Origin of the sequence: Gangjinia marincola (assembly GCF_039523415.1) — a bacterium.
Taxonomy (GTDB): Bacteria; Bacteroidota; Bacteroidia; order Flavobacteriales; family Flavobacteriaceae; genus Gangjinia; species Gangjinia marincola.
Window position 1 is genome coordinate 1 of record NZ_BAAAFG010000015.1, and the last position, 24308, is coordinate 24308.

Annotated in this window: 19 protein-coding genes; 11 read left to right on the forward strand and 8 right to left on the reverse strand. The window is 36.9% G+C overall.

Features of this window, described 5'->3' with window-relative positions; translation table 11 throughout:
• Window positions 1-1077: 1077 nt before the first annotated feature.
• On the reverse strand, window positions 1078-3087 hold the full coding sequence (locus ABD000_RS07830) for a putative porin (RefSeq protein WP_343765665.1): 2010 nt from the start codon (window positions 3085-3087) through the stop codon (window positions 1078-1080).
• 139 nt (window positions 3088-3226) lie between these two features.
• Here ABD000_RS07830 and ABD000_RS07835 point away from each other — a divergent pair, with 139 nt between their 5' ends.
• The gene (locus ABD000_RS07835) at window positions 3227-3829 is read left to right on the forward strand and encodes a ribonuclease HII (RefSeq protein WP_343765669.1); all 603 of its coding nucleotides are present in this window, start codon (window positions 3227-3229) and stop codon (window positions 3827-3829) included.
• A gap of 99 nt (window positions 3830-3928) precedes the next feature.
• The gene (locus tag ABD000_RS07840; protein WP_343765671.1) at window positions 3929-6364 is read left to right on the forward strand and encodes a hypothetical protein; all 2436 of its coding nucleotides are present in this window, start codon (window positions 3929-3931) and stop codon (window positions 6362-6364) included.
• A 7-nt stretch (window positions 6365-6371) separates the two neighbouring features.
• Here ABD000_RS07840 and lipB read toward each other — a convergent pair whose 3' ends face one another.
• The 3 genes from lipB to ABD000_RS07855 are packed head-to-tail and all read right to left on the reverse strand — an operon-like array spanning window position 6372 to window position 7995.
• Window positions 6372-7073, reverse strand: coding sequence for a lipoyl(octanoyl) transferase LipB (gene lipB, locus ABD000_RS07845; protein ID WP_343765673.1), 702 nt, complete (start codon window positions 7071-7073; stop codon window positions 6372-6374).
• Entirely contained in the window at window positions 7070-7834 is a 765-nt protein-coding gene (locus ABD000_RS07850) for a hypothetical protein (RefSeq protein WP_343765675.1), read from the reverse strand. The genes lipB and ABD000_RS07850 overlap by 4 nt, the downstream gene beginning before the upstream one ends.
• A gap of 2 nt (window positions 7835-7836) precedes the next feature.
• On the reverse strand, window positions 7837-7995 hold the full coding sequence (locus ABD000_RS07855) for a YqaE/Pmp3 family membrane protein (protein ID WP_343765677.1): 159 nt from the start codon (window positions 7993-7995) through the stop codon (window positions 7837-7839).
• Window positions 7996-8107: 112 nt separating this feature from the next.
• On the opposite strand from ABD000_RS07855, the gene lysS reads away from it, so the two are divergent.
• Together lysS and ABD000_RS07865 are read left to right on the forward strand one after the other, a co-directional pair.
• Window positions 8108-9799 carry a lysine--tRNA ligase gene (lysS, locus tag ABD000_RS07860; RefSeq protein ID WP_343765679.1) on the forward strand — a complete coding sequence of 564 codons (1692 nt, stop codon included), beginning with the start codon at window positions 8108-8110 and terminating at the stop codon, window positions 9797-9799.
• Between the two features lie 540 nt (window positions 9800-10339).
• Window positions 10340-11434, forward strand: a complete 1095-nt coding sequence (locus ABD000_RS07865) for a hypothetical protein (RefSeq protein ID WP_343765681.1) — start codon at window positions 10340-10342, stop codon at window positions 11432-11434.
• 79 nt (window positions 11435-11513) lie between these two features.
• Here ABD000_RS07865 and yiaA read toward each other — a convergent pair whose 3' ends face one another.
• Complete coding sequence (gene yiaA / locus ABD000_RS07870; RefSeq protein ID WP_343765683.1) at window positions 11514-11981, reverse strand: inner membrane protein YiaA; 468 nt, start codon at window positions 11979-11981, stop codon at window positions 11514-11516.
• A gap of 151 nt (window positions 11982-12132) precedes the next feature.
• Between yiaA and ABD000_RS07875 the strand changes: the two genes are divergently transcribed.
• The 4 genes from ABD000_RS07875 (at window position 12133) to ABD000_RS07890 (ending at window position 18585) form a co-directional block, all read left to right on the forward strand.
• Complete coding sequence (locus ABD000_RS07875; RefSeq protein WP_343765685.1) at window positions 12133-13608, forward strand: hypothetical protein; 1476 nt, start codon at window positions 12133-12135, stop codon at window positions 13606-13608.
• Window positions 13609-13687: 79 nt separating this feature from the next.
• A complete protein-coding gene (locus tag ABD000_RS07880) occupies window positions 13688-16192 on the forward strand; it encodes a zinc-dependent metalloprotease (protein ID WP_343765687.1) in 2505 nt (834 codons plus the stop codon).
• Between the two features lie 133 nt (window positions 16193-16325).
• Window positions 16326-16739, forward strand: coding sequence for a hypothetical protein (locus tag ABD000_RS07885; protein WP_343765691.1), 414 nt, complete (start codon window positions 16326-16328; stop codon window positions 16737-16739).
• A 163-nt stretch (window positions 16740-16902) separates the two neighbouring features.
• Complete coding sequence (locus ABD000_RS07890) at window positions 16903-18585, forward strand: DUF6311 domain-containing protein (RefSeq protein ID WP_486323392.1); 1683 nt, start codon at window positions 16903-16905, stop codon at window positions 18583-18585.
• Here ABD000_RS07890 and ABD000_RS07895 read toward each other — a convergent pair.
• Window positions 18565-19017, reverse strand: a complete 453-nt coding sequence (locus ABD000_RS07895) for an exosortase F system-associated membrane protein (RefSeq protein ID WP_343765696.1) — start codon at window positions 19015-19017, stop codon at window positions 18565-18567. The genes ABD000_RS07890 and ABD000_RS07895 overlap by 21 nt on opposite strands.
• Complete coding sequence (gene xrtF, locus ABD000_RS07900; RefSeq protein ID WP_343765699.1) at window positions 19001-19558, reverse strand: exosortase family protein XrtF; 558 nt, start codon at window positions 19556-19558, stop codon at window positions 19001-19003. Before xrtF ends, ABD000_RS07895 begins: the two co-directional genes overlap by 17 nt.
• Before the next feature lie 79 nt (window positions 19559-19637).
• On the opposite strand from xrtF, the gene ABD000_RS07905 reads away from it, so the two are divergent.
• Window positions 19638-20093: a GAF domain-containing protein gene (locus ABD000_RS07905; RefSeq protein WP_343765701.1), complete on the forward strand. Its 456-nt coding sequence runs from the start codon at window positions 19638-19640 to the stop codon at window positions 20091-20093.
• Between the two features lie 172 nt (window positions 20094-20265).
• On the opposite strand, the gene ABD000_RS07910 is transcribed toward ABD000_RS07905, so the two are convergent.
• A complete protein-coding gene (locus tag ABD000_RS07910; RefSeq protein WP_343765703.1) occupies window positions 20266-21522 on the reverse strand; it encodes an ABC transporter permease in 1257 nt (418 codons plus the stop codon).
• 172 nt (window positions 21523-21694) lie between these two features.
• Here ABD000_RS07910 and purH point away from each other — a divergent pair, with 172 nt between their 5' ends.
• Window positions 21695-23227, forward strand: coding sequence for a bifunctional phosphoribosylaminoimidazolecarboxamide formyltransferase/IMP cyclohydrolase (purH, locus tag ABD000_RS07915; protein ID WP_343765705.1), 1533 nt, complete (start codon window positions 21695-21697; stop codon window positions 23225-23227).
• Window positions 23228-23268: 41 nt separating this feature from the next.
• Entirely contained in the window at window positions 23269-24297 is a 1029-nt protein-coding gene (locus ABD000_RS07920; RefSeq protein WP_343765707.1) for a rod shape-determining protein, read from the forward strand.
• The last annotated feature ends 11 nt before the right edge of the window (window positions 24298-24308 follow it).

Sequence of the window (24308 nt, forward strand, 5' to 3'; positions counted from 1 at the left end):
GTTGTCTCTTTAACAATACAACAAATTAAATCTTAATCGCTACTCTTAATCTCAAATGAACTTTTATCAGTCTTAATTCTTTTTTCTTACCAAGTATACCACTAAAGGTATTCTTGTGCTGTCAATCAATATATCAATGAACATACATCTCACCACATAAACCTCAATCAAGAAGCGTATCACGTGAAACTTAACTATCGCTACTACTCAAGGAATCGAACCTCAATCAAATTAGAAATTCTCAACCGAATCCCTAACCCTAAAACCATCGTAATCTTTTAATGAACTTTTAACTTCTCAAAACATCTTGTCTCACATGTTTCTCTCAAAGCGGGTGCAAATATACACCAACCTTTTCCATTCTACCAAAACTTTATCCAAAAAAAAATGAAGTTTTTTTTATTCTTTTCTCAAACCATTGATTTACTTGTATATGTACACTGAAAAAACATGACTTTTTTTTGAATGGGGATTAGGGATTAGTTCCCTTAGAGGAGGAAGTGCGTTAGTTCATATCGGGTTAGACTTGGTTAGATGGGTTAGACTTGGTTAGATGGGTTAGACTTGGTTAGATGGGTTAGACTTGGTTAGATGGGTTAGACTTGGTTAGATGGGTTAGACTTGGTTAGATGGGTTAGACTTGGTCAGATGGGTTGGTAGGTTAGTATATTGGTAGGTTGATATGCTATATTGGTAGGCTGGTCCTACCGCGCTAAGGCTTAGGAGGTTGGAGAGCGTTATTGAGTTATTCATTATTAAGTTATAGGTTATTGAGTTATTGAGTTATTGGGTTATTGGTTATTGAGTTATTGAGTTATTGAGTTATTGAGTTATTAAGGAAATATACTTTTTTAGAAGATGCTGAGGCTGAACACTGAATATTATGACTGAATACTGAGAACTGAGACCAAGGTAATAGATTGCGTTGAAGCTGACGCTTCTCGCAATGCCCCCCCGGGAAGGGATTGAACGGCGTGTTTGAGCTCACCCAAAACAAGGTGGGGTAGCGAGTAGTGAAAGCCCGGTCGAGTCGCGAATAAGCGACGAGAGCACGCAGAAGAAATAGCGTATTATCTCTTATAGAAAGTAATTCCACTGGAGACCAAAGCGAATAACATCGTCCCGAAAAGGCTGCGCGGGAGCTACGAAATTATCGTTTCCAAATAGTAGTGAGGGAATATTTTCCACCTTAAAGTAAATACGGGCGGTCTTAATCTTTGCATTAAAAAAGAAGTCGACTATGGGGAACCCTTCTATTTCTTGTTGATTTTGAGTGTAGAATTCGGCTAAAATCGGATCGTATCCGTCTCCATTATATGATGTAAAGTATTTAGCTGTGAAACCTGTTTGAAGATAAAGCGCCTTGTCAAACCAATGATCTTTATAATAGAGTGAACTTCGCACAACGATATCTGGAACATTTAAAACCTCATCATCAGAGGAAACGTTTTGATAAATAAGATCGCTTGATGAACCTAACACTCCGTACTCAAATGTTTTACTCGCCTTGAGCTTTAAGTAATTGACCTGCTCATCGTATTGAGTGGGTTTTGCAATATTAAAAGTGACGGGGTTTTCAAACCCTTCCTGATCTACTTCTATGCCATTCGCCGCAAAGTATGTATAATTATTTATCGTGGTAAAGGTTAGTGAAGCATCTACGTATTTTTTTGATTTGAAATCAAAAGCCAACCGCTGCGTTTGAACGTTATCGAAGTCATTGAACCAGTTGTATTCTACGTAGTCACTTTGATACAATAAGAAATTATAGTTGGGGCGCCTTGAATTTGTGGATACTGATGCAGATATACTACCTATACTAAGCGGATAACTGATTGCGCCCTGAATATGATTTCCATCAAAATCACCTGAGACATTTATTTTTGCCAATCCATCAATCGCCAGTTTACCTATTGTATTATTATACGTTGCTCCGGTATAAAAAACATCTCCTATCAAACGGTTTGGAATCGTCCCCGATTCTTGAATAAGCACTCTTTGATAGCCATAATTATAGTCTGCATGACCAATCAAACCCCCAATCCTTCCCAGTACAGCATTAGAAAAAGTAAGCGATAGTTGATTGTTTACTTCTTGAAATTCTACTTCATCTCTTAGATTGGTCGTTTCAAATGCTTCTCCAAAAATTTCATTTGCACTGCTTTGTTCATACCTATATTCCTTATCTGTAAAGTCTATTACATGACCTAAGGTGATTTGATTGTTTTGAATAGAATCATTCTTTTTTATAATATCATAGCTTTGATTGAGGTAGAAGCGTCTACCATCCAAAATATTTTCTGCATCTTCAAAATTTACATCCAGTGCTGATCGATCATCAAATTCTTCATCATCACCTAAATAATTGATAACTCCCTGGGGAGAAAGCCCACCATTCTCCTGATTCAATAAATCCTGAGCCGTAAAATGAGTTTTTACATGATAACGATCGTTTTTTGTATCCACACTAAAACCTACTTGAAAATTACCCGTGCTGGTTAAAATGTGCTGGTACTTACCCAATGAGCGCAATCCTTTATATCCAATGAAGATATTTACTTGTGGTGAAATATTTGTTGTGAAAAAGGCTTCCAGATTTTGTCCTTGTTCAAACACAGTTCTAAAGTACAGTTCAGTTACCGGAGTTGGAACATGGTAATAGTTGATATCTTCTACTTCATAATAATTAAAATGCCTTGCTCTCGCTCCAAATAAAGGCATAAGACTGGTCGTATTGAATGTATGAGACAAGGTGACATAGGTTTGACCAACGTTGGTAAAGGGAAGAAGATGTAGGTCATCTTTTCTAAGGTAATTAAACTCGTAGTCCTTTACAATAGTTAACGCGGTATCCACATGGGTTGTATCATTTTTGACGGAGATGATTTTGTACTCTGAGATCGGTCGTGGCTCAAGTGTTTTCCTTCCCTTTTCATTATTATCCTGATTAGGATTATTTGGCTGTTGAGAGTTAGTTGGAGCATCTGTACGTTGAGGAAGCTCTTTAGACTGTTGTAAAGGACGCTCCTGAGAAAACCCCTGAAATGAGTAAACAAGCATTAAAATTAAATACAGGGTTTTCTTCATGTGTAACGTAATTGAAAGCAAAAATAAGTTTTTAAAGCTAACTACAAATCCCTCTTTAGGTTGATCTGTAATCAGAATAACTTATTTTATTCTGGCTTGTTTTATCTGCTTACTGCTTATTGCTTATTTTTGAACGAGTATGCTTCTATCAAAAATTAATCCATCTTTCTTAGAATGCGGCACAGATGAAGCCGGAAGAGGTTGCCTAGCAGGACCCGTTACTGCGGCGGCAGTTATTTTACCCAACGGCTTTAAACATCCTTTACTCAATGATAGCAAGCAACTTACTGAACGAAAACGTGAAGAATTAAGATCCATCATAGAAAAAGAAGCCTTGTCATTTGCAGTAAGTCATGTTTTCATGGAAGAAATAGACAGGATCAACATCCTGCAGGCATCCATTACTGCCATGCATCGATCCATTGAACAGCTTTCTATGACCCCAGAATTTATCGCGGTAGATGGAAATAAATTTAGACCCTATCCCAATATTCCTCATCAAACTGTTATAAAGGGGGATGGCAAATATCTACACATCGCAGCCGCTTCAATATTGGCTAAAACGTACCGGGATGATTTTATGAAAGAGATTGATCAAGAGTTTCCAGAATACTCTTGGAGTAAAAATAAGGGCTATCCTTCAAAGGCTCACAGGGCTGCGATACGAGAATATGGCACTACCAAGTTTCATCGAAAAAGTTTTAAACTTTTACCAGAACAATTAATACTTCCACTTAAATAGTAGCTTCCATGTGCTGTTTATAACTATTGGAAAGCAAAAATATCATCCTTGTTTTACGTTCTTTATGTTCTAGTATTTTTGACCTATTAGAACATTGCTATGAAAAAGTATGTTTTTATTTTTTTTGTTTTGGTACTGTTTTCTTGCCAGGAAGATATACAGGAGGATTCTCCACTGATTCAATATATTCCGGCAAATTCTGCTTTAGTTGCTTCGATTGAAGACTTTTCTGTATTTAAAGAACATATTGATTCAAATGAATTTATTTCATTATTTAAAGATTTTTCGTTGTTCAAGGGAGTAGCTTCAAAAGTCGATTACCTAACCGTTTTACAGCCTAAAGAGCCTATTTTAGTTAGCGTCACACAAATTAATCGTGATGATATCGGTCTTACGCTCATTTCAAAGAATGAAGTAGTGATGGATTCTACACGCTTTATCAAAGCAGGAGATATCACGTACAATGAGGAGAATATAGAGATATACAACTTCAATAAAAAGGAAATTTATCGATCTAATCTCAATAAAACGTTCGTTTATAGTGACTCTAAACTTATTTTAGAGAATATTATACGTTCTTATAAGGACACAAAAAAACCTGATCCTGCGTTTGAACGTGTCTACAAATCTGGTGCAGGAAATAACACCACTTTTTACTTCAATCAATCAAAGGTTCCTTCATTATTTAATGAGTATTTTAAATCAGGGGTATTTTCATCGCTCTCAGGATTTTCAGATTGGGTAGCACTTGACGTTGACGCCTCAAACTCCATGTTACGACTAAATGGGATAAGCATTGCGAATGACTCTGTCATTCGATTACAACCCATGTTTAGAGAGGTAACTCCCGGGATTAGCCAACTTGCATCAATTGCTCCTATAAACACAGCAGCACTTTATGGATTTACCTATAATGACCTTTTGCTGTTACAAAAAAATGATCCTAACAGCTCTTTGGATTTTAAATCCATCGCTGCCACAGGAGAGGTAGGTATTCTTTATATGGATAAAAAAGAGGTCATCGTGATACGCTCAACGGATCCAGAACTTACAGACCATTCTTTTTTAGATCAAAAAGAACAGGCAAAAACATACAGAGAAAATATTATCTATCATTTTGAGAAAAAGAATTTTTTTAAAGATCGTTTTGGGAGTTTATTCCCTACCGTGAGTGCAAAATTTTATACGGTTTTAGATTCCTTTTTTGTTTTTGCGGAAGATGCCGAAACGCTGGAAGATATTATTGCTAATTTTCAGAATAAAACGGTCTTAGAAAATTCACCCTATTACACATCGTTTTCGGAAGATATGAGTGATCAGTCCCACCTTTACTACCTTATAAATCATGATGTATTTGTTTCGCGGCTAGCGGAAGCTCTTCCGAAGAAGGATCAAACAAAAGCTTCAAAACTAAATTTTAATTCTCATCGCTTTTCGGCCATTCAACTTACGCACGATACAGATTTTGCTCATGTAAACATCCTTATTAAGAAAAGTCAACAACACGTTGAATCCCAACCTATTGCACAGCTTTTAAGCATCACGCTAGATGCTCCTGCGGCATCAAAACCACAGTTTTTTAGAAATCACCTTACTAATCAACTTGACATCGCAGTACAAGATGAAGATCATACCCTTTATTTAATATCTAATAAAGGCAAGGTATACTGGAAAAAGAAATTAGACGCTGCAATTTTAGGAGAAGTACAGGCTGTTGATCTTTTTAAAAATAAAAAGCTACAACTTGCCTTTACGACCGCCAATGGATTTTATGTAATAGATAGAAACGGAAAAGAAGTTGCCCCATTCCCTTTAACCTTTAACGAGACCATCACTCAGCCCCTAGCCATATTTGACTATGACCAAAACCGAAATTACCGATTCGCAATTACCACGGGGAAAAACGTTGCTTTGTACAATACAGAAGCCAAACAAGTAAAGGGTTTTGAGTTTTCATCAACACCTTCACCTATCACACAGGCACCTGTTCACAATAGAAAAGGATCAAAGGATTATATTCTCATCTCTGAAGAAAACGGAACGCTTCATATATTAAATCGTAGGGGACAATCTAGAATTGATGTTAAGGATAAGGTGGCTTCCATCAATCCATGGTTTCTCTATACCGGTATGTTCACCAGTATAAATGAACAAGGAGAACTAATTCAAATTACCGATAAGGGAAATGTAAAAAAATCTGCTACAGGAATAAAAGATAACGCTAAGCTTGACGCTACTGCAAAGACCATTGCGATAAATGCCAGTAACAAATTAAAAATAAAGCAAAATCTTGTCGATCTGGATTATGGTAGATATAGTGCTCCAGAAATTTTTTACCTGGATGATAAGCTGTATATCGCGCTGACGAATTTGGAATCAAATCAAGTCTTTCTTTTTGACAGCAACGCAAAATTATTACCTCATTTTCCTGTGTATGGCTCCAGTCAAATCGATCTTAATAATATGGATCGCAGTGGTGCATTAGAATTTGTGGTAAAGGGAGAGGGAAATCGAATATTAGTCTATCGACTATAATAATTGATTAGGAATAAACTTCGGCTTCAAAAAGCCCTAAAAAGTGTTTAAGAAGCTTGTCTTTTACTTCTTGCATAGAAACTTTAGCTTGACCCAATTCTACATTAAGACTAGTTACATTTTTATCTTTAATTCCGCAGGGAATCATGAGATCAAAGTAGCCTAAATCTGCATTAACATTGAGTGCAAATCCATGCATAGTTACCCATCGGCTTGCTCGTACACCCATAGCACATATTTTACGAGCAAATGGAGTACCAACATCCAGCCATACGCCGGTTTCTCCTTTACTGCGCTCTGCTTTTACATCATATTCTGCAAGGGTGAGAATAACCATCTCTTCTAATAGTCGCAGGTATTTATGAATGTCTGTAAAGAAGTTTTCCAAATCCAGAATAGGATATCCAACAATTTGACCGGGACCGTGATAGGTAATATCTCCTCCACGATTTATTTTGTAAAAAGAAGCATTTTTTTGAGCCAGCTGTTCCTTACTCACCAGTAAATTATCCAAATCACCGCTTTTACCCAAGGTAAAAACATGCGGATGTTCTACGAATAAAAAATGATTTTGAGTTTCAAGTCCTACATTTTCTCTCCTGTTTTTTATCTTTGTGTCAAGAATGTTTTTGAACAGTTTTTCTTGATATTCCCAGGCCTTTTTATAATCTAATAATCCTAGATCCTCTAGCCGTATCGTTTTGTTCATTCGTCTTGAAATTCAACTTTTAGGTCCATTGCATGAGGTGACGAAAATAAGTCTGCCATTGAAAGATTAATAACAACACTTTTGAGATCTTGACCTAACAACGCTTTTGGATGCGAGACTGATTTTACTTTTTTAGGAAAATTTATTTTATAGGTATACGTTGATCCCTCAAACATCGTAAGGGCAGTTTGCGTTTTTTTTACGATTTTGTCATACTCTTCCTGATTAATTACTGTAGTAGAACGCTCAAAGTAAGCAGGTTTATAGGTATAGCTTGTTTCAGTAAAGTCATAAGGACTAGGATCCTCTTCTTTATTAGCTTGTTTTGAAGCACCAGTATCTGGTCCGTAGTCATCCATAAGATCAAAGAGCTCATAAAAATCACTTAACTCTTTTACTCTTTTAAAAGGAAACTTCATATCAAGCTTGAACTTTCCATTAGATTCATCCACCACGTAATTGATACTTACGTTTTTCAATCGCTTTAATTTTTTTTGCTCTTCTTTAGAAAGCTTAGAAATACTATCAGCTTTCTCCTTTAAAACGTCCTTAAAATAGATTGTAGAGTCAACTGCTTTTTCCTTTTTTTCGCCAGATATACTGTCACCCATTTGAGCAAACTCTCCCATAGCCTGCATCATTTCGTTCCCATTAAACATAATATTTGCTTGGCCTGTGCCATCTTCATTAATGGTAAGCGTTTCTTCAAATTGGCACGAAACAAAAAACAATACTAGACAAGCATATAAAAATATCTTCATAATTAACTGTTTGGATTATTCACAATGATGAGTGCTGCAATAACTCCTGGCACCCATCCACATAAGGTCAAAAGTACTACAATTAAAAAAGAACCACAACCTTTGTCCAGCACTGATAAGGGCGGAAAGAGTAAAGCAAATAAGGCTCTAAAAAAACTCATATTGTGAATATAAATGAAGATATATACAGATTAGTAGTATCAAATTCTATTTGTTACATGAGTTGATTCATAGAGATGGCTTGTTTATCTTTGCCCGCCTAAATAAACCCGCATGCAATTGTCTGAACAAGAAATAATTCGAAGAGAAAAACTAGAAAAATTAAGAAGTTTAGGGATAAATCCTTATCCCGCAGATCTTTTTGAGGTTGATCACTCAACTAACACGATAAAACAGAATTTTGAAGAAGGCAAGCAGGTCACGATAGCGGGCAGATTGATGTCAAGACGAATCCAGGGAAAAGCTTCTTTTGCTGAATTACAAGATGCAGCCGGTCGTATACAGGTCTATTTCAACAGAGATGAAATATGCCCCAATGATGATAAAACTGCTTACAATGAGGTTTACAAAAAATTGCTGGATATAGGTGACTTTATAGGAATCAAAGGTGAATTATTTACTACTCAAGTAGGAGAAAAAACAGTTAAGGTCAAAGTATTTACGCTGTTGAGTAAGGCGTTAAAACCGCTCCCTTTGCCTAAAACAGATGCAGAAGGTAATACCTACGACGAGTTCAACGATCCCGAAATGCGTTACAGACAACGCTATGCTGATCTTGTTGTAAATCCACATATCAAAGAAATTTTTGAAAAGCGCACTAAGCTCTTCAATGCCATGCGGAACTTTTTTAACGATCGCGACTATTTTGAGGTAGAAACTCCCATATTACAGCCCATCCCGGGTGGAGCAGCAGCGCGTCCATTTGTCACGCATCATAATTCGTTGGATATTCCGCTGTATATGCGAATTGCGAATGAATTGTATTTGAAACGACTTATTGTAGGTGGATTTGAAGGCGTGTACGAATTTTCAAAAAACTTTAGAAACGAAGGCATGGACCGCACCCATAATCCTGAGTTTACTGCGATGGAAATCTATGTCGCCTACAAGGATTACAACTGGATGATGGATTTTACCGAAAAATTGGTGGAGCACTGTGCCGAAGCCGTTAACGGAACGACCAAAGCCAAGTTTGGTCAACATGACATCGATTTTAAGGCACCCTATCCCAGAGTGACCATGACCGATAGCATCAAAGAATTTACCGGATTTGACATCACCGGAAAGTCTGAAGATGAGCTTCGTGCAGCGGCAAAGGATATGGGCATTGAAGTAGATAAGTCCATGGGAAAAGGTAAATTGATCGATGAGATCTTTGGTGAGAAATGTGAAGGCAATTACATCCAACCTACCTTTATTAAAGACTATCCTAAAGAGATGAGTCCATTGACAAAGGAGCACCGGGATAATCCAGAGCTAACAGAGCGTTTTGAACTTATGGTGTGTGGTAAAGAAGTTGCCAACGCCTACTCTGAGTTGAATGATCCTATCGATCAACGCGAACGCTTTGAAGCGCAGATTGCGTTAGCAGATCGTGGCGATGATGAAGCCATGTACATAGATCATGATTTTTTACGCGCACTGGAATACGGTATGCCTCCTACCAGCGGAATGGGAATAGGTATGGATCGACTCATTATGTTTTTGACTAACCAGCAATCTATCCAAGAGGTACTGTTTTTCCCACAAATGAAGCCAGAACGCAAGCAGATTGAACTGACCGAAGAAGAAAAAACGGTCTATGATATTCTTAAGAAAGATGAGGAAATTTCGCTGACGGCGCTCAAGGCACAATCCGGACTAAGCAATAAGAAATGGGATAAAAGCATTAAAGGCTTAACCAAACATGGCCTTGCTAAAGTATTAAAAGAAGAAGATGAGTTGATGGTGGTGATTAGTGGGTAGCTGTGAGCTGTGAGCTTAAGTAAATAGCTTTATATATTATAATGAAAAATTAAGACTCATCATTGGTTTGGTGGGTCTTTTTGTATTTTACCGCAAAATAGAAAGTAAATGATTATCTTTAATGGGTTTAAGGACAAAATTAAAAAGGGCAGTGTTATAAATGATTTTGTACGGATAAATGTTGAACAGTCCTCTTTTCCAAATAAAAAATATGTAGGTCATAATCACATAAAAATTGAGAATTGCTTTTTTTAAAAAAAATTATCTTTCAGTATCTCAGAAGATTTTAAAAGCGAAACATTAATTTCAATAAGGAATTGTTACGTTGAAAGTTTGAGCTTTTTAGAGACAAATGAAAGCGTAAAACTCATAATCACCAATTCATTTATTGAACACTCGCGAATAAGATCGAAATCTAAAACAAATATCAATATCAAAAATAGCTTTGGGAATTACGAACTAATTGGGTTCTATCTAGTAAGTATTAATTATAATCCTAATGATATTAAATTAAAAGATTGGAAATCTTTAATGTATTATTTGAAGAAAAATAAACTAATTCCCGATCTCCTATCATTCCCTACAAGTTTTAATATTTTTGGAGCAAAAAAAATTATTGCTCAGAGCACGTCATTATTTATTCCTCCGCCTAAAAAATCATTGAAATTAGAATATGATCCTCTTGTAGGTTCTAAAGAATATAAAATTAAATTAAGTCAATCAGATTTATTAAAAACTCGAATAAACTTAGAAATAAGGGATTATAAAATTAAGTCACCATTAATTAATATAAATAAAATTTATTTAGAGCGATTAGTAATATCTAATCTAATAAAATCGAGAATTAATGTGAGTAATATTCATGCCAGCTTATTTAAAATTAATAATCTGGTTTCTCCTCAGGAACTTAAACTTTCGAATATTAGTGCTAAAAACTCAAGTAAATCAGAAATCAGTTTTTCAAACTCCGATCTAGAAAGTGCTCTTTTCAATAATATTAATTTTAAAAATTTCAGTCTCATTAGTTTCTATAAATCAACAGTGTCAGAAGCCAAATTTTTTTCTTGTAAATTCCCTAGTAATATTCTGAACTATAATAATTTCAATAGCCTTGAACATATAGACTTTGGAATAGTTGACAAGAATATTTTTTATCGCGACCAATATCATACCTTTTTGAGTTTAAAAAAATCTCTTGAAAAAACCGGAGACATTTATGAAGCTCAAAAAATGAAAAGTTTAGCATATAGATATCTTGAAAAAATGAAAGGATTAAGGTTCTTTCAAGATGTCATTCCTCTTAAACTGAATAAATGGAGTAGTGATCATGGCATTTCGCCAATTAAAGCGTTATGTTGGATTATAGGCGTCTCAGGATTATTATATTTTTTATTACTTCTTTCATTCGATCATCTACAATTTGACCCTAATAATAAAAAGTGGTATTCTGCATTAATAATCAATTTCAAATACTTCATAGTTTTACTCAATCCTGTTCACAGGGTTTCTGATTTGATTCCCAAAGGAGAAGAAGACGTAAATTCTATTTATTTGTTAAGTTTTTTTTCAAGAGTAATCATCGGATATCTATATTATCAATTCATTGCTGCTTTTCGAAGATTTGGTAAAATTTAAAAACCCAACTCATCTCAAAGACAAGTCGGGTTCAATCAAAACAACAGGCTGGCTCCAAAATTGGAGCCAGCCTGTTGTTTTACTTATTTTTTTTCTGCTGTTCAAAGAACTTGACATCTCTGGTATTCTTTTGAACTGCTACCGCAGCAAATAACGCCAGTGCAAATGACATCCCATAAAAGCCTTTTTCACTCAGCAGCAGATCTGCGTTCCACAGCCCAATAATAAGCAGTAAAATTGATACAATGGTCACAAACCAGCTAATGCCATAATAGATGTCTGTAACCGGGATACCTTCCAGTTTATCCCGTACACTTTTTTGTACAGAGACAACCGAAAACAGTCCGAACAGTAGAATCGTAAAATAATACCCTTTTTCATTGAGCAGCATATCGGCATTCCATAACCCGATGCAATAGGAGATCATCCCCACAAATAATGCTGCCCATGCTGCTGAAATAAACGCGCCGGTAGGTTTGTTTTCAAAAACTTCTGGCGTTTCTCTTTTGTTTTCTTTTTTTGGATTCAATTCTTGTTGCGTTTCCATGTATTGTTGTTTTGATTATGGGGTCAAATGTCTATCAAAACCTTTATTGCTGAAAACAAAAATTTTCTAATACCTTACGATATAATTTTATTATTTATACTAGTAAATGAACAATTATAATACATTTGAGTAAAATTACTTACGATATAAAATGACAACTTCTTTGATAAATATTCTTTCGGCTAAAGAGAAAAGACAGTTTAACCTATTTCTCAACGCACAAAATAAGCGCAAGGATGCTAAGAATATTCAGTTATTTGAGTTGCTTCAGCGGGAGCAGGATGAGCGGTTGGATGTCGTTCTGTATGGAAAACCTTCGGCGAATGCCTATCATGCGTTACACAAACGACTCAAAGACAATCTAATCGATTTTATTGCGCAAAAAAGTTTATCGCAAGAGGCTTCTTCAAAATATAAAGCACTGCGTTACCTTACAGCGGCACGTGAAGCATACTTAAGAGAAGAACCCAAAACCGGTCAAAAACTGCTGCAAAAGACCATTGAGTTTTCCAGACCATTAGAATTTTTTAGTATCATCCAGGAGGCACTCCATACTCACATCCAATATGCACATCTTCACCATGATATACATCTGGAACAGCTTTTTGATGCATTTAAGCACAATCAAAAAAAACTGGAACAACAAGAGCGCGTCAATATGGCCTGTGCCTTTTTAAAACATGAAATTAAACAAGCAACGCTTCAAAAAATGATATCCTACAGATCGCTGCTAGAAGTAACTTTGACTAAATTCAACCTGGCAGGCACAACTGACTTGAGTTTTAAGTCGCTGTATCAACTTCTTGACATCATTCATACTGCTGCCAATCTGGAGTACGCTTTCGCGGAAGCGCTGCCATATCTAAATCGACTATATTATCAAGTTGAACGAGTTGCAAACCATCCTAAACAGCACCAGCTGTATCGTCTAGCGATCGATTATTTTTTAGCCAACGCACATTTGAGAAATTTAAATTTTGAAGCCTGCGCAGAAGTATTAAAGCGATATGAAACCCATCTACAACAAGAAAGATTGAACCCAACATCTGGTGCTTATCAAAATTTTGTTCTGATCAAATCCCTGCACCTTAATTTCACAGGAAATCACACTGAAGCTCTTAAGCTTATCACACCCCATGAGTTAGATAGATCGATACATAATCCTGATCTTATTTTAGTGGTGTGCACGATCTATATTCAGCAAGCCGAATTTAAAACCGCGTTCAAAGCATTTCATCTGTTGAAACATACGAATAGCTGGTACTTAAAGAAGTACGATCGCGAATGGGTAATCAAGAAAGATCTCATTGAACTTATTCTTCAGGTAGAATTAGATCATTTTGAATTGGCTCATTCCTTGCTGCGAAGGTTTCTACGTACCTACAAGAAAACGTTAGAACAAAATGATCTTCTTCGTACCTTTATTTCGCTCATTCAACAAATGAACCATCATCCAGAGCTCCTTCAAGAAGATCGTTTTAAACATAAGGTAAAGACTGGATTCAGTAATTATAATACTCAAACAGCCGATTTGATTCTGATTAGCTTTTATGGATGGTTAATGGCAAAAAGTCAACAAACTTCTATTTATGAGACTACCCTTTCACTGATTAAAAACCTGAAATAGTCTAGTGATCTCAAAAAAGCTTCTGGCAGTTATAAAGCATATTTCATTTTTTGTATCTTCTGCCTTCAAAATTTTACACATGATAAAACATTCTTTTAAGTACGCATTACTGCTTATGATGGCGATTTCCATTTCCAGCTGTGGTGTATTTCAGCCTAACAAAGGAAAGAAGCCATCCAGTATGGCTTCAACTAAATCGTCTTCTAAAAAAGGCGGCATCCAACCCTATAGCAAAGTCATCACTAAGAAAGCAAAATCAGATAGCGGATTATTTATGGTGCATAAACTGGACGAAAAATACTTTTTCGAAATTCCGGATACCCTAATTGGTCGCGAGATGCTAATGGTAACCCGCATCGCTAAAACTGCGGCTAACCTTGGTTTTGGAGGTGGCAAGCAGAACACTTCTGTATTGAGGTGGGATCAAAAAGACAAAAAGCTGTTGCTTAGAGTAGTGTCCCATCAAATTTATGCAGCAGATTCTTTGCCGGTTTCAGAGGCTGTAAAAAACAGCAACTTTGAACCTATTTTATATGCATTTGATGTAAAGGCCTATAAAAAGGATACCGTCAATAATTCCCGAAACATCGTTATTGATGCCACTGAGTTATTTACTGAAGATGTCAAACCACTGGGCATGCCAGATTTTAGACGCAAAGGCTATAAAGTTTCTCGTCTTGATAAAAAGCGTAGCTACATTGATACCATTCGCAGTTATCCTGAAAATATTGAAGTGCGCCATGTAAAAACCTACAATGCCGGCAGCCCTCCGAGTAATTCGGCTACGGGATCAATCTCTGTGATGATGAGTAATTCTATGATTCTATTGCCTAAGGAACCTATGAAACGCAGGTATTTTGATCAACGTGTAGGATGGTTCGCCCGCGGCCAAACCGATTATGGCCTGGAAGATCAAAAAAGCAAAACTGTTGTTTACCTTGATCGCTGGAGATTAGAGGTAAAAGATGAAGACATTGAAAAATTTAAACGAGGTGAACTCGTTGAGCCCAAAAAACCTATTGTTTATTATATTGACAGGGCTACGCCCGAAAAATGGCGTCCTTATATTAAACAAGGAATAGAAGATTGGCAAGTTGCTTTTGAAGCAGCCGGCTTTAAAAATGCCATTATTGCAAAGGACCCTCCAACGATTGAAGAGGATCCAGATTGGAGCCCCGAAGATGTGCGCTATAGCGTAGTACGTTACTTGGCATCACCTATTCCTAATGCTAATGGACCACATGTGAGTGATCCCCGAAGTGGTGAAATTCTGGAAAGTGATATAAACTGGTATCACAATGTAATGACTTTATTAAGAAACTGGTTTTTTGTACAGACAGCAGCCATTAATCCAGATGCGCGAGGTGTGGCGTTTAAAGATGAAGTGATGGGCCGATTAATTCGTTTTGTATCTGCGCACGAAGTTGGTCATACTTTAGGTCTGCCTCACAACATGGGCAGCAGCGTTGCTTATCCCGTTGAGAAATTGCGCGATCCTGAGTTTACCAAAGAATATGGTACGGCTCCATCCATCATGGATTATGCACGTTTTAATTATGTAGCTCAACCGGGAGATGGCGATGTAGCACTAATGCCAAATATTGGACCCTATGATAAGTATGCCATTATGTGGGGCTACAAACCTATTTTAGACAAAGAAGGAAAAGAAGAAAAGCCAATTCTCGATAGCTGGATTCTTGAAAAACAAGATGATCCAATGTATAGATTTGGTGGACAGCAGTTTGGCGTTATTGACCCAAGTTCTCAAACCGAGGATTTAGGAGATGATAGTGTTTTAGCGAGTACGTATGGAATTGCCAATCTTAAGCGTATTGTACCAAACCTCATCGAATGGACCAAAGAAGATGGTAAGGATTATGAGGATTTAGAAACCATGTACGGTCAGGTACTTTCTCAATACAATAGATATATGGGACATGTCGCCAGTAATATTGGCGGAGTATACCAATACAATAAAACCTACGATCAAGAAGGCGCGGTTTATACGCACGTACCTAAAGAAAAACAAGAAGCTGCCATGAATTTTTTACAAGAGCAGTTGTTTGATACACCAGGGTGGTTGATCGACAATACGATTTTTGATAAAATTGAAGCGGCGGGAAGTGTTGAACGAATCAGAAGTTTTCAAACCAGAACGCTTAATAACATGCTGGACTTTGGAAGAATGGCACGTTTGATTGAAAATGAAACCATCAATGGAGACGATGCTTATACCTATCCCGAAATGATGACTGATTTAAGAAAAGGATTGTTTAGTGAACTCTCCAGAGGCAAAACGATTGATGTGTACAGAAGAAATCTTCAAAGAGCATACGTTGAACGCCTGGAATATTTGATGACAAATGAACAAAGCCAAATACCTGCTGCATTTAGACGTTTTGTAAAACGAACCAATGTAGATGTTAGTCAAAGTGATATTCGACCAGTTGTAAGAGCTGAACTTAAAGCATTAAGGAGCAACGTAAGATCTGCTGTTAATAGAACACGAGATCGTATGAGCAAATATCATTTACAGGATTTAGAAGAACGAATCACCATGATTTTAGAGCCTAATAAAAGCTAATTTTTTAAACATAAATTAATACTGAAACCCTTATCCTAACCGATAAGGGTTTTTATTTTATATATAATGCAACTTATATCTTAAACCTTTTTATTCGTTAAGGGTCTTACCAATGAACTTAAAATAAAATACGATGAAACCTACAATGATTATTTTGGCTGCTTTTTTAAGCATCACAACTATGGCTCAATCACAACAAAGAATGAAGCGCCAACAGCAAACAACCATGAGCATTGAAGAACGTGCTGCCATCAATTCAAAAAAATTGACCCTTGCCTTGGATTTAAATGAGAGTCAGCAAGCAAAAGTACAGGAACTTCTTACAACACACTTGACAATACAAAAAGCTCAGCGTGAAGAGAGAGAAGGAAAAACATCTGAAGAATTAGCAGCCGATGCCGCAGAGCGAAAAGAAGCGCGTCTTGATGCTAAAATCTCCTTACAGAATAACATGAAAGAAATTCTAACCCCAGAGCAATTTGAGCGCTATCAAGAAATGCAACTGGAACGAGATAGCAGGAATAAGGGAAGAAAACGAAGACAGTAATCCTATCCACATACATAATAGCAAGAGCCGATTTTTCTCGGCTCTTTTTGCGCATTATTTTTAACTAAAACCTTTCAACATAAGTCAGTACATTTGAGGGACCAACCATCTTTTTAATCCATTGAGTGTAAAGAGGATTCATCGACATGTTCACTATGACGCTTTGTTTAGCGCATTAGGTTGTTTTCTTATTCTTTTATGCATTTACCCAAAAATAGTTCTTCAACCTAACAATTACTTGTTTTCTATTCAAGGGGATGGGCTAAAGAATTACTTTCATCCAGCATTTTATATTAAGCATAGTATTGATTTGTTAGAATACCGCGGAATGAACTATCCCTTTGGTGAATATATTCTGTTAATAGATTGTTTTCCGCTGTTGGCTGTTTTTCTTAAAATTATTTCCACGCATATCATAGATCTTTCTGATTATTCTGTAGGGATTTTTAATGTTTTGATGTTTTCGTCATTACTGATAAGTACATTCTATCTTACTAAAATTTTTCAGTATTTAAAAAGCAATAGGATTGTAAGTGTTTTAGCGGCTATTGGGATATCTCTTTTATGTTCTCAAGCTGTGTCATGGAAGTTTGGCCATTATGCTTTATCTCTGGTATGTTTTTTCCCCATAAGCTGGTGGCTCATGCTCAAGTTTGAGCAAACTTTCTCCTTTTGGCGAGGAGTCATTTTAATCATCAATCTGCTCTTTTGGTATTTTATTCACGGATATTTAGGCATAATAATTTCAGGATTTTATATTGGAGTTGGCATCTTTAGGTTCATTACTAAAAAAGACAATCTGCAAATCAGGTCTGCTCTTTTTCTTTGTGGTTTGACGATTCTAGCAACTTTGGCGTACTACGTTTGTATTAAGGTTTTTGACCAGCATACCATGAGAGATGTTATTAACTATACAACGGCACACAAAGCCTCTAAGTATTCATTAATTCTACCGGGAAAACATAGCGCATTTGAATTATTCCCCTCCATCAATGAAAAAATTGTTGCACTCAAAAGCGCCTCTTGGGACGAAGTAGGAAATTATCTTGGCTTAGGGGTAATTCTGTTGCTTTTTGTTCTTTTCCTTAGAGGTATCCATAATAAAATCTATCTCAAGATCAATCTATTTAAAAGATTGATTAATGAAAATCTGTTCGCTACTTTATTCTCTGCAACCCTATTATTACTGTTTGCGATGGCCATCCCGTTTAGATTTGGAATGACATCTCTAGTTCCTGCTCCATTAGCACAATTGGTTGGATTGGGGAGATTCGCTTGGCCGTTTTACTTTGTAGTAAGTGTGATGACGCCGGTGTGCGTTGAGCGGTATGTTGGTTCCTTCGGAAAAAATTTGGCAATTGCAGGAAGCTTGTTGATCCTTACTGAAGGTGTTGCACAGCACTTAAGTCTTTCTCAATATATTGCTAAAGAGGAAAATATTCTGGTGCTGGATGGGGACAATAGAATTCTTCCGGAAGCTATTGTGGCCGAAAATTTTCAGGCGATCATACCCCTTCCGTTTTATCATAAATATGGTAAGAAGAATGAATTTGAGGGTTCGTTAGCATCAGAAAAAATATCCATGCAACTCTCTTATGAGACCGGCTTGCCATTGATGAGCGCCATCCTATCCAGACCATCTTCCGCGGAAGCGAACCATATTCTATCTGTATTTTCAGAAAAAACGAGTGAGAATCTCCTCAACAATATCAATTCACAGGACATTTTGGTTGTCTATACTGGTGAAAAGCTTCAATGGAAAGAACAACGCTTTTTAAATAAGTGTCTTTTGTTGACGACTCAGAACAATGTTTCTTTCTACAAACTAGGTGCTGCCGATCTCTAATCCTTCTTTGACTTTAAATTGATAGTAAAACGCAGGAAGCAAAATCAATAAAAAAATTGGTTGTATCAAAAACCTGCGCGTGTAAAACAACTTGAGGTAGTTTTCCTTATCTGGGAATGTAATCAAATAGGTATACAACCCAATTAAAATCAAATAGGCAGAGGCGTAGAGCAACAGAGAAAGTTTAATGTATTGTTTTTTGAAAAATGCAACGTAAAGAATCCCCAAAGAGATAAGCATATTTAAAAAAAAGCGCCATGTAATATGGATCAAGAGCTCCTTTTTTGAATAGACAGGTGTATCCAACTGCAAATAGTCTCGCTTAAAAAATGCAATGAATGGATCGTAAAATAGTACGTCTTCAAAATATCGCACAGCCGCCAGTAGACTAAATCCTATCAAGATCAATATAATTCTACGCTGTTTTGACATCTCTGTTATATTTTGTGAAACGTTTTACCCAGATTACCCACAGCGCAAAAACCACGGCGTAAATAAAACCCGGGAATAAGACTTCGTGCAGTACCTCCTGATATTGAGGATACTTTTTCAACGCTATAGCTAAGATGATAATCCTGATCAAATTAAAACCATAGATAAGGACTGATCCTCCTAAAATATAAAACAACATAGGTTTAAGCTTTGCTGTAAAGGATAAGATAAACGCAATAAAAAGAATGATGACGCTAATTGAATTACATCCTTCTACAATATAAGCGATGTAATCCCCATTTAGATGCAACTGTAAATAAGGGAACTGCTGATCTGGTATTAACTGAACAGTATACCCCAATCCCTCTAATAATGTTTGAGATTGAACTCCTACAATATGCGTGATATAATCAGGATAATAAACACCATGATCGATATAACGCAAATACATTGAATACGCTACAAACATGATCATATAACTCCCTAAAAATGTAAGGATAAATCGAATAACCGACCAATGCTCTTTAATCAATTGCTTCATAATAGAAATCTAAATTTACAGCATTTAGACTAGGCACACTAAACCTGATTAAATACTTTTGCACGAATAAATGAACATTATGAAATTGACTTCTTTACAGCCTCAGCTAACTGAGCTTTTAAATGAAAACACCCTTGATGTTGATCACAAGCTAACCCAGGTCTGCGAGATCCTTAAGCAAAACGTAGCACATTATGATTGGGTAGGATTCTATTTCAAAAATGGAGATAAGGATGAATTAAAGCTAAGGGCTTTTGCAGGAGAACCAACTGATCATACCATTATCCCTTTTGGCAAGGGTATCTGCGGTCAAGTAGCCGTATCTAATGAGAATTTCTTAGTGGATGACGTAAGTGCACAAGACAATTATATTGCTTGCAGTATTCATGTTAAATCTGAAGCAGTGATTCCTTTGTTTTTGGATGGGGAAAACATAGGTCAAATTGATATTGATTCACATACGCCTAATGCATTTACAAAAGAAGACGAGGATTTCTTAGAATGGGTCAATGCCCAGGTGGCTAAAGTGCTTTAATCTACGGTCGTAGTTCAACGTCTGCAGTATTTAGTCTCAGTTTAGCATCAAGGTGGGTAGATGTGAAGGAAATATGATTTTTGTTTAGTAGGTTGATCTAATTAACCCTAATAGCTCAAACTTCTACTTCATCTTCGATTTCGACTTCGATTTCGATTTCGATTTCGAGAAATTACATGCCCGTTCTTATCGCCTCTACTGGATCTAATCTTGAGGCGGAAATGGCAGGAATAATCCCGGCAATCAATCCAATAAATACCGAAACAAATGTCCCAAAGATGATATTCGCGGGAGACAGAATAAATTCAAAACTCTCAGTAAATCCTGAAGCAATTAGTGAAGTAATCCAGACTAATATTAATCCTACGGCTCCACCAATTACAGCTAAAATCACTCCTTCAAATAAAAACTGAAGTAAAATAAAACGGTTCTTAGCTCCTAAAGACTTTTGAATCCCGATCAGGTTAGTTCGCTCTTTCACCGAAACGAACATAATATTAGCGATACCAAAACCTCCCACCAGCAGTGAAAAACTACTTATAATTCCCCCTATAATCTGCATGGTTCCTATAATACCATCAATAAAATCGGTGAATCCACTAAATTGATTGACAAAAAAGTTATCAATCTCATCGGGTTTTAGTCCTCTTATCTGCCGCATCTTTTGCTTAAGCATAGCAACAAAGGCAGCCTGATCTACTCCTTTTTCGGGTTTGAGAATCATCGCCGGGAATGCGGTGTTATTATTATCCCCTAAAATTTTACGCATAAATACTACCGGAATGTAGGCTTTAGTATCGGCAGAATCTCCAAAAAAGCTGGTTCCTTCCTTCTTAAGCACACCTATTACAGTAAGACGCTGGCCATACATACGTACTTTTTTGCCAATGGCACTTTGACCATTTCCAAACAAGTTCTCGGCAATTTCGTATCCAATAATGACAACAGGAGCACCCGCCATGGATTCTGATCCATTGAAAAAGCGTCCGCTATCAAATTGAAGGCGTTCAATTTGAGGGAAAACTTCAGTCACCGGGGTGACACGTGCATTATCGACCACCTGACCTTCATGACGAATAGCCTCACTCCCTACAAACATCGTGTAAGTTATGGCCTGCATATCTGGTACTGATCGCTCCAGGCGTTGATACTCTTCCCAGGTAACTTTTGGAAATTGCTGTACTTTCCATCGTGGGATTTCGGTTGGTCCAAAAGAGCGGTTGAACAAGTAAATTGTACTCTTATCCAACACACTTAAATTATCTGAAATGTTCTTTTGTAATGAATCCACTGCCGCTAACACTCCAATAATGGAAAATATTCCAATGGTCACACCTAGGAGCGATAAAAATGTACGTAACTTATTATTTTTTAATGCATTTACTGCAAATGAAAAGCTCTCTTTTAGGATACGAAGATAGATCAGCATGAAGGGAAATTTTACACTAAGAAAACAATGCAAAAATAGTCTGTTTTCTCTATATCCAAGATAAGACGTTTATGTTATGTATTTGTTACAAAAAAGTAAAAAGAAATGAATATAACTCCTTTAGTTTTAATCCCTAAAATATTACATTCGCGCATACTAAATATTCGTGACCATGAGTGATCATATTACTGCTAAATCTGCGCTAATTTCTGTATTTCATAAAGAGGGACTTGCCCCTCTCGTAAAAAAGATGAATGACTTGGGAATCACGCTGTATTCTACCGGCGGAACAGAAAAGTTTATTCAAGAAATGGATATTCCTGTGGTTGCAGTAGAAGATGTTACATCATACCCTTCTATTTTAGGTGGTCGTGTAAAAACCTTGCATCCAAAAGTTTTTGGCGGAATTTTAAATCGGCAAGATCATGAAGGCGATCAACAAGAAATGGCAGAATATGAGATTCCGCAGATTGACATCGTGATCGTGGATCTATATCCATTTGAAAAAACGGTAGCGTCAGGTGCGACAGAGCAAGATATTATTGAAAAAATTGACATTGGCGGTATTTCGTTGATCAGGGCGGCAGCTAAAAATTTTAAGGATGTACTGTGTGTTTCGTCCATGGATGATTACGCAGACTTTTTGTCTGTTTTGACCTTAGGCAATGGGAAAACTTCTCTAGCTGACCGAAAACGCTTTGCAACAAAAGCCTTTAATGTTTCCTCTCATTATGACAGTGCTATTTTTAATTATTTCAATCAGGAGGAGACAAAGGCTGCCCTAAAAATAAGTGAGACAAATGGAACATCCTTACGTTATGGAGAGAATCCTCACCAAAGGGGATTTTTCTTTGGGAATTTTGAAGAGATGTTTTCAAAACTTCACGGTAAAGAACTAAGCTATAATAATTTGTTGGATGTGGATGCCGCTGTTAATTTAATGCTGGAGTTTACAAACGAAAAGCCCACCTTTGCTATATTAAAGCACAATAACGCGTGTGGAATTGCACAGCGCGAAACTATTCTTCAGGCGTATCAAGATGCTCTTGCCGGTGATCCTGTGTCAGCCTTCGGCGGAATTTTAATTGCAAACACAGAAATAGATGCTGAAACTGCTGTTGAAATTCACAAACTGTTTTGTGAAGTTGTCATTGCTCCCTCATTTTCCGCGGAAGCGATAGAACTATTAAAAGGAAAGAAAAACCGAATTCTACTCGTACAGCATAAGGTTGAATTACCAAAAATGATTAATCGATCTTGCCTAAATGGGATGTTAGTTCAAGATAGAGATCATGTTACCGACTCAAAAGAAGATTTGGATTACGTGACAAACAATAAACCTACACAGAACGAGTTAGAAGACCTGTTGTTTGCATCAAAAATTTGTAAGCATACAAAATCAAATACGATTGTTCTCGTCAAAAATCAGCAGTTATGCGCCAGCGGGACCGGGCAAACCTCAAGAGTAGATGCCTTGAGACAAAGCATTGACAAAGCCAATTCATTCAACTTTGACCTTAAAGGTGCGGTTATGGCAAGTGATGCGTTCTTCCCCTTTCCAGATTGCGTGGAAATTGCTGACCATGCAGGTATTAAAGCTGTAATTCAACCCGGAGGGTCAATTAAGGATCAACTGAGCATTGACTATTGCAATGAAAATGAGATCTCAATGGTTATGACAGGAACTAGGCATTTTAAACATTAATTTATACATTTACCACAACCCTTGCACAATTCGTAATATTTATGGGATTTTTTGACTTTCTAACTGAAGAAATAGCCATTGATTTGGGTACTGCTAATACGCTTATCATACACAATGACAAAGTGGTTGTAGACAATCCATCTATAGTAGCTAGAGATCGCACGACTGGTAAAATCATTGCCGTAGGTGATAAGGCTTCTCAAATGCAAGGTAAAACGCACGAAAATATAAAAACCATACGACCCCTTAAAGATGGTGTTATTGCAGATTTTGATGCGAGTGAGAAAATGATCAGCATGTTTATTAAGGAAATCCCGGCCTTAAAGAAAAAATTATTCACCCCAGCATTGAGAATGGTGATTTGTATTCCTTCGGGAATTACAGAGGTTGAAATGCGTGCGGTAAAAGAAAGTGCAGAACGGGTAAATGGCAAAGAAGTTTATCTTATTCACGAACCTATGGCAGCTGCAATAGGTATTGGGGTAGATATCATGCAACCTAAAGGAAATATGATTGTGGATATAGGAGGAGGAACAACTGAAATTGCTGTGATTGCCCTTGGTGGAATTGTCTGCGACAAGTCAGTCAAAATTGCGGGTGATGTTTTTACTAATGATATTATTTATTACATGCGTACTCAACATAACTTATTTGTTGGAGAACGTACTGCTGAAAATATCAAAATACAGATTGGTGCCGCGACTGAAGATCTTGAAACACCACCAGAAGAAATGAGCGTTCAAGGACGAGATCTTTTAACGGGTAAACCTAAACAAGTACAGATATCATATCGTGAAATTGCCAAAGCCTTGGATAAATCAATCCTTAGAATTGAAGATGCAGTGATGGAAACGCTCTCTCAAACTCCGCCAGAGCTGGCAGCAGATATCTACAATACCGGAATCTACTTAGCCGGTGGAGGATCCATGTTGCGCGGGTTAGATAAACGCCTATCCCAAAAAACCGACTTACCGGTGTATATTGCCGAAGATCCCTTACGTGCCGTTGTACGAGGAACCGGGATAACACTTAAGAATATCACCCGGTACAAAGGAGTATTGATTAAGTAAATAACTTCTAA

Coding starts and splice junctions, on each gene's coding strand:
- ABD000_RS07830 (WP_343765665.1), bottom strand. CDS start 3,087: ATGAAGAAAACCCTGTATTTAATTTTAATGCTTGTTTACTCATTTCAG.
- ABD000_RS07835 (WP_343765669.1), top strand. CDS start 3,227: ATGCTTCTATCAAAAATTAATCCATCTTTCTTAGAATGCGGCACAGAT.
- ABD000_RS07840 (WP_343765671.1), top strand. CDS start 3,929: ATGAAAAAGTATGTTTTTATTTTTTTTGTTTTGGTACTGTTTTCTTGC.
- lipB (WP_343765673.1), bottom strand. CDS start 7,073: ATGAACAAAACGATACGGCTAGAGGATCTAGGATTATTAGATTATAAA.
- ABD000_RS07850 (WP_343765675.1), bottom strand. CDS start 7,834: ATGAAGATATTTTTATATGCTTGTCTAGTATTGTTTTTTGTTTCGTGC.
- ABD000_RS07855 (WP_343765677.1), bottom strand. CDS start 7,995: ATGAGTTTTTTTAGAGCCTTATTTGCTTTACTCTTTCCGCCCTTATCA.
- lysS (WP_343765679.1), top strand. CDS start 8,108: ATGCAATTGTCTGAACAAGAAATAATTCGAAGAGAAAAACTAGAAAAA.
- yiaA (WP_343765683.1), bottom strand. CDS start 11,981: ATGGAAACGCAACAAGAATTGAATCCAAAAAAAGAAAACAAAAGAGAA.
- ABD000_RS07875 (WP_343765685.1), top strand. CDS start 12,133: ATGACAACTTCTTTGATAAATATTCTTTCGGCTAAAGAGAAAAGACAG.
- ABD000_RS07880 (WP_343765687.1), top strand. CDS start 13,688: ATGATAAAACATTCTTTTAAGTACGCATTACTGCTTATGATGGCGATT.
- ABD000_RS07885 (WP_343765691.1), top strand. CDS start 16,326: ATGAAACCTACAATGATTATTTTGGCTGCTTTTTTAAGCATCACAACT.
- ABD000_RS07895 (WP_343765696.1), bottom strand. CDS start 19,017: ATGTCAAAACAGCGTAGAATTATATTGATCTTGATAGGATTTAGTCTA.
- xrtF (WP_343765699.1), bottom strand. CDS start 19,558: ATGAAGCAATTGATTAAAGAGCATTGGTCGGTTATTCGATTTATCCTT.
- ABD000_RS07905 (WP_343765701.1), top strand. CDS start 19,638: ATGAAATTGACTTCTTTACAGCCTCAGCTAACTGAGCTTTTAAATGAA.
- ABD000_RS07910 (WP_343765703.1), bottom strand. CDS start 21,522: ATGCTGATCTATCTTCGTATCCTAAAAGAGAGCTTTTCATTTGCAGTA.
- purH (WP_343765705.1), top strand. CDS start 21,695: ATGAGTGATCATATTACTGCTAAATCTGCGCTAATTTCTGTATTTCAT.
- ABD000_RS07920 (WP_343765707.1), top strand. CDS start 23,269: ATGGGATTTTTTGACTTTCTAACTGAAGAAATAGCCATTGATTTGGGT.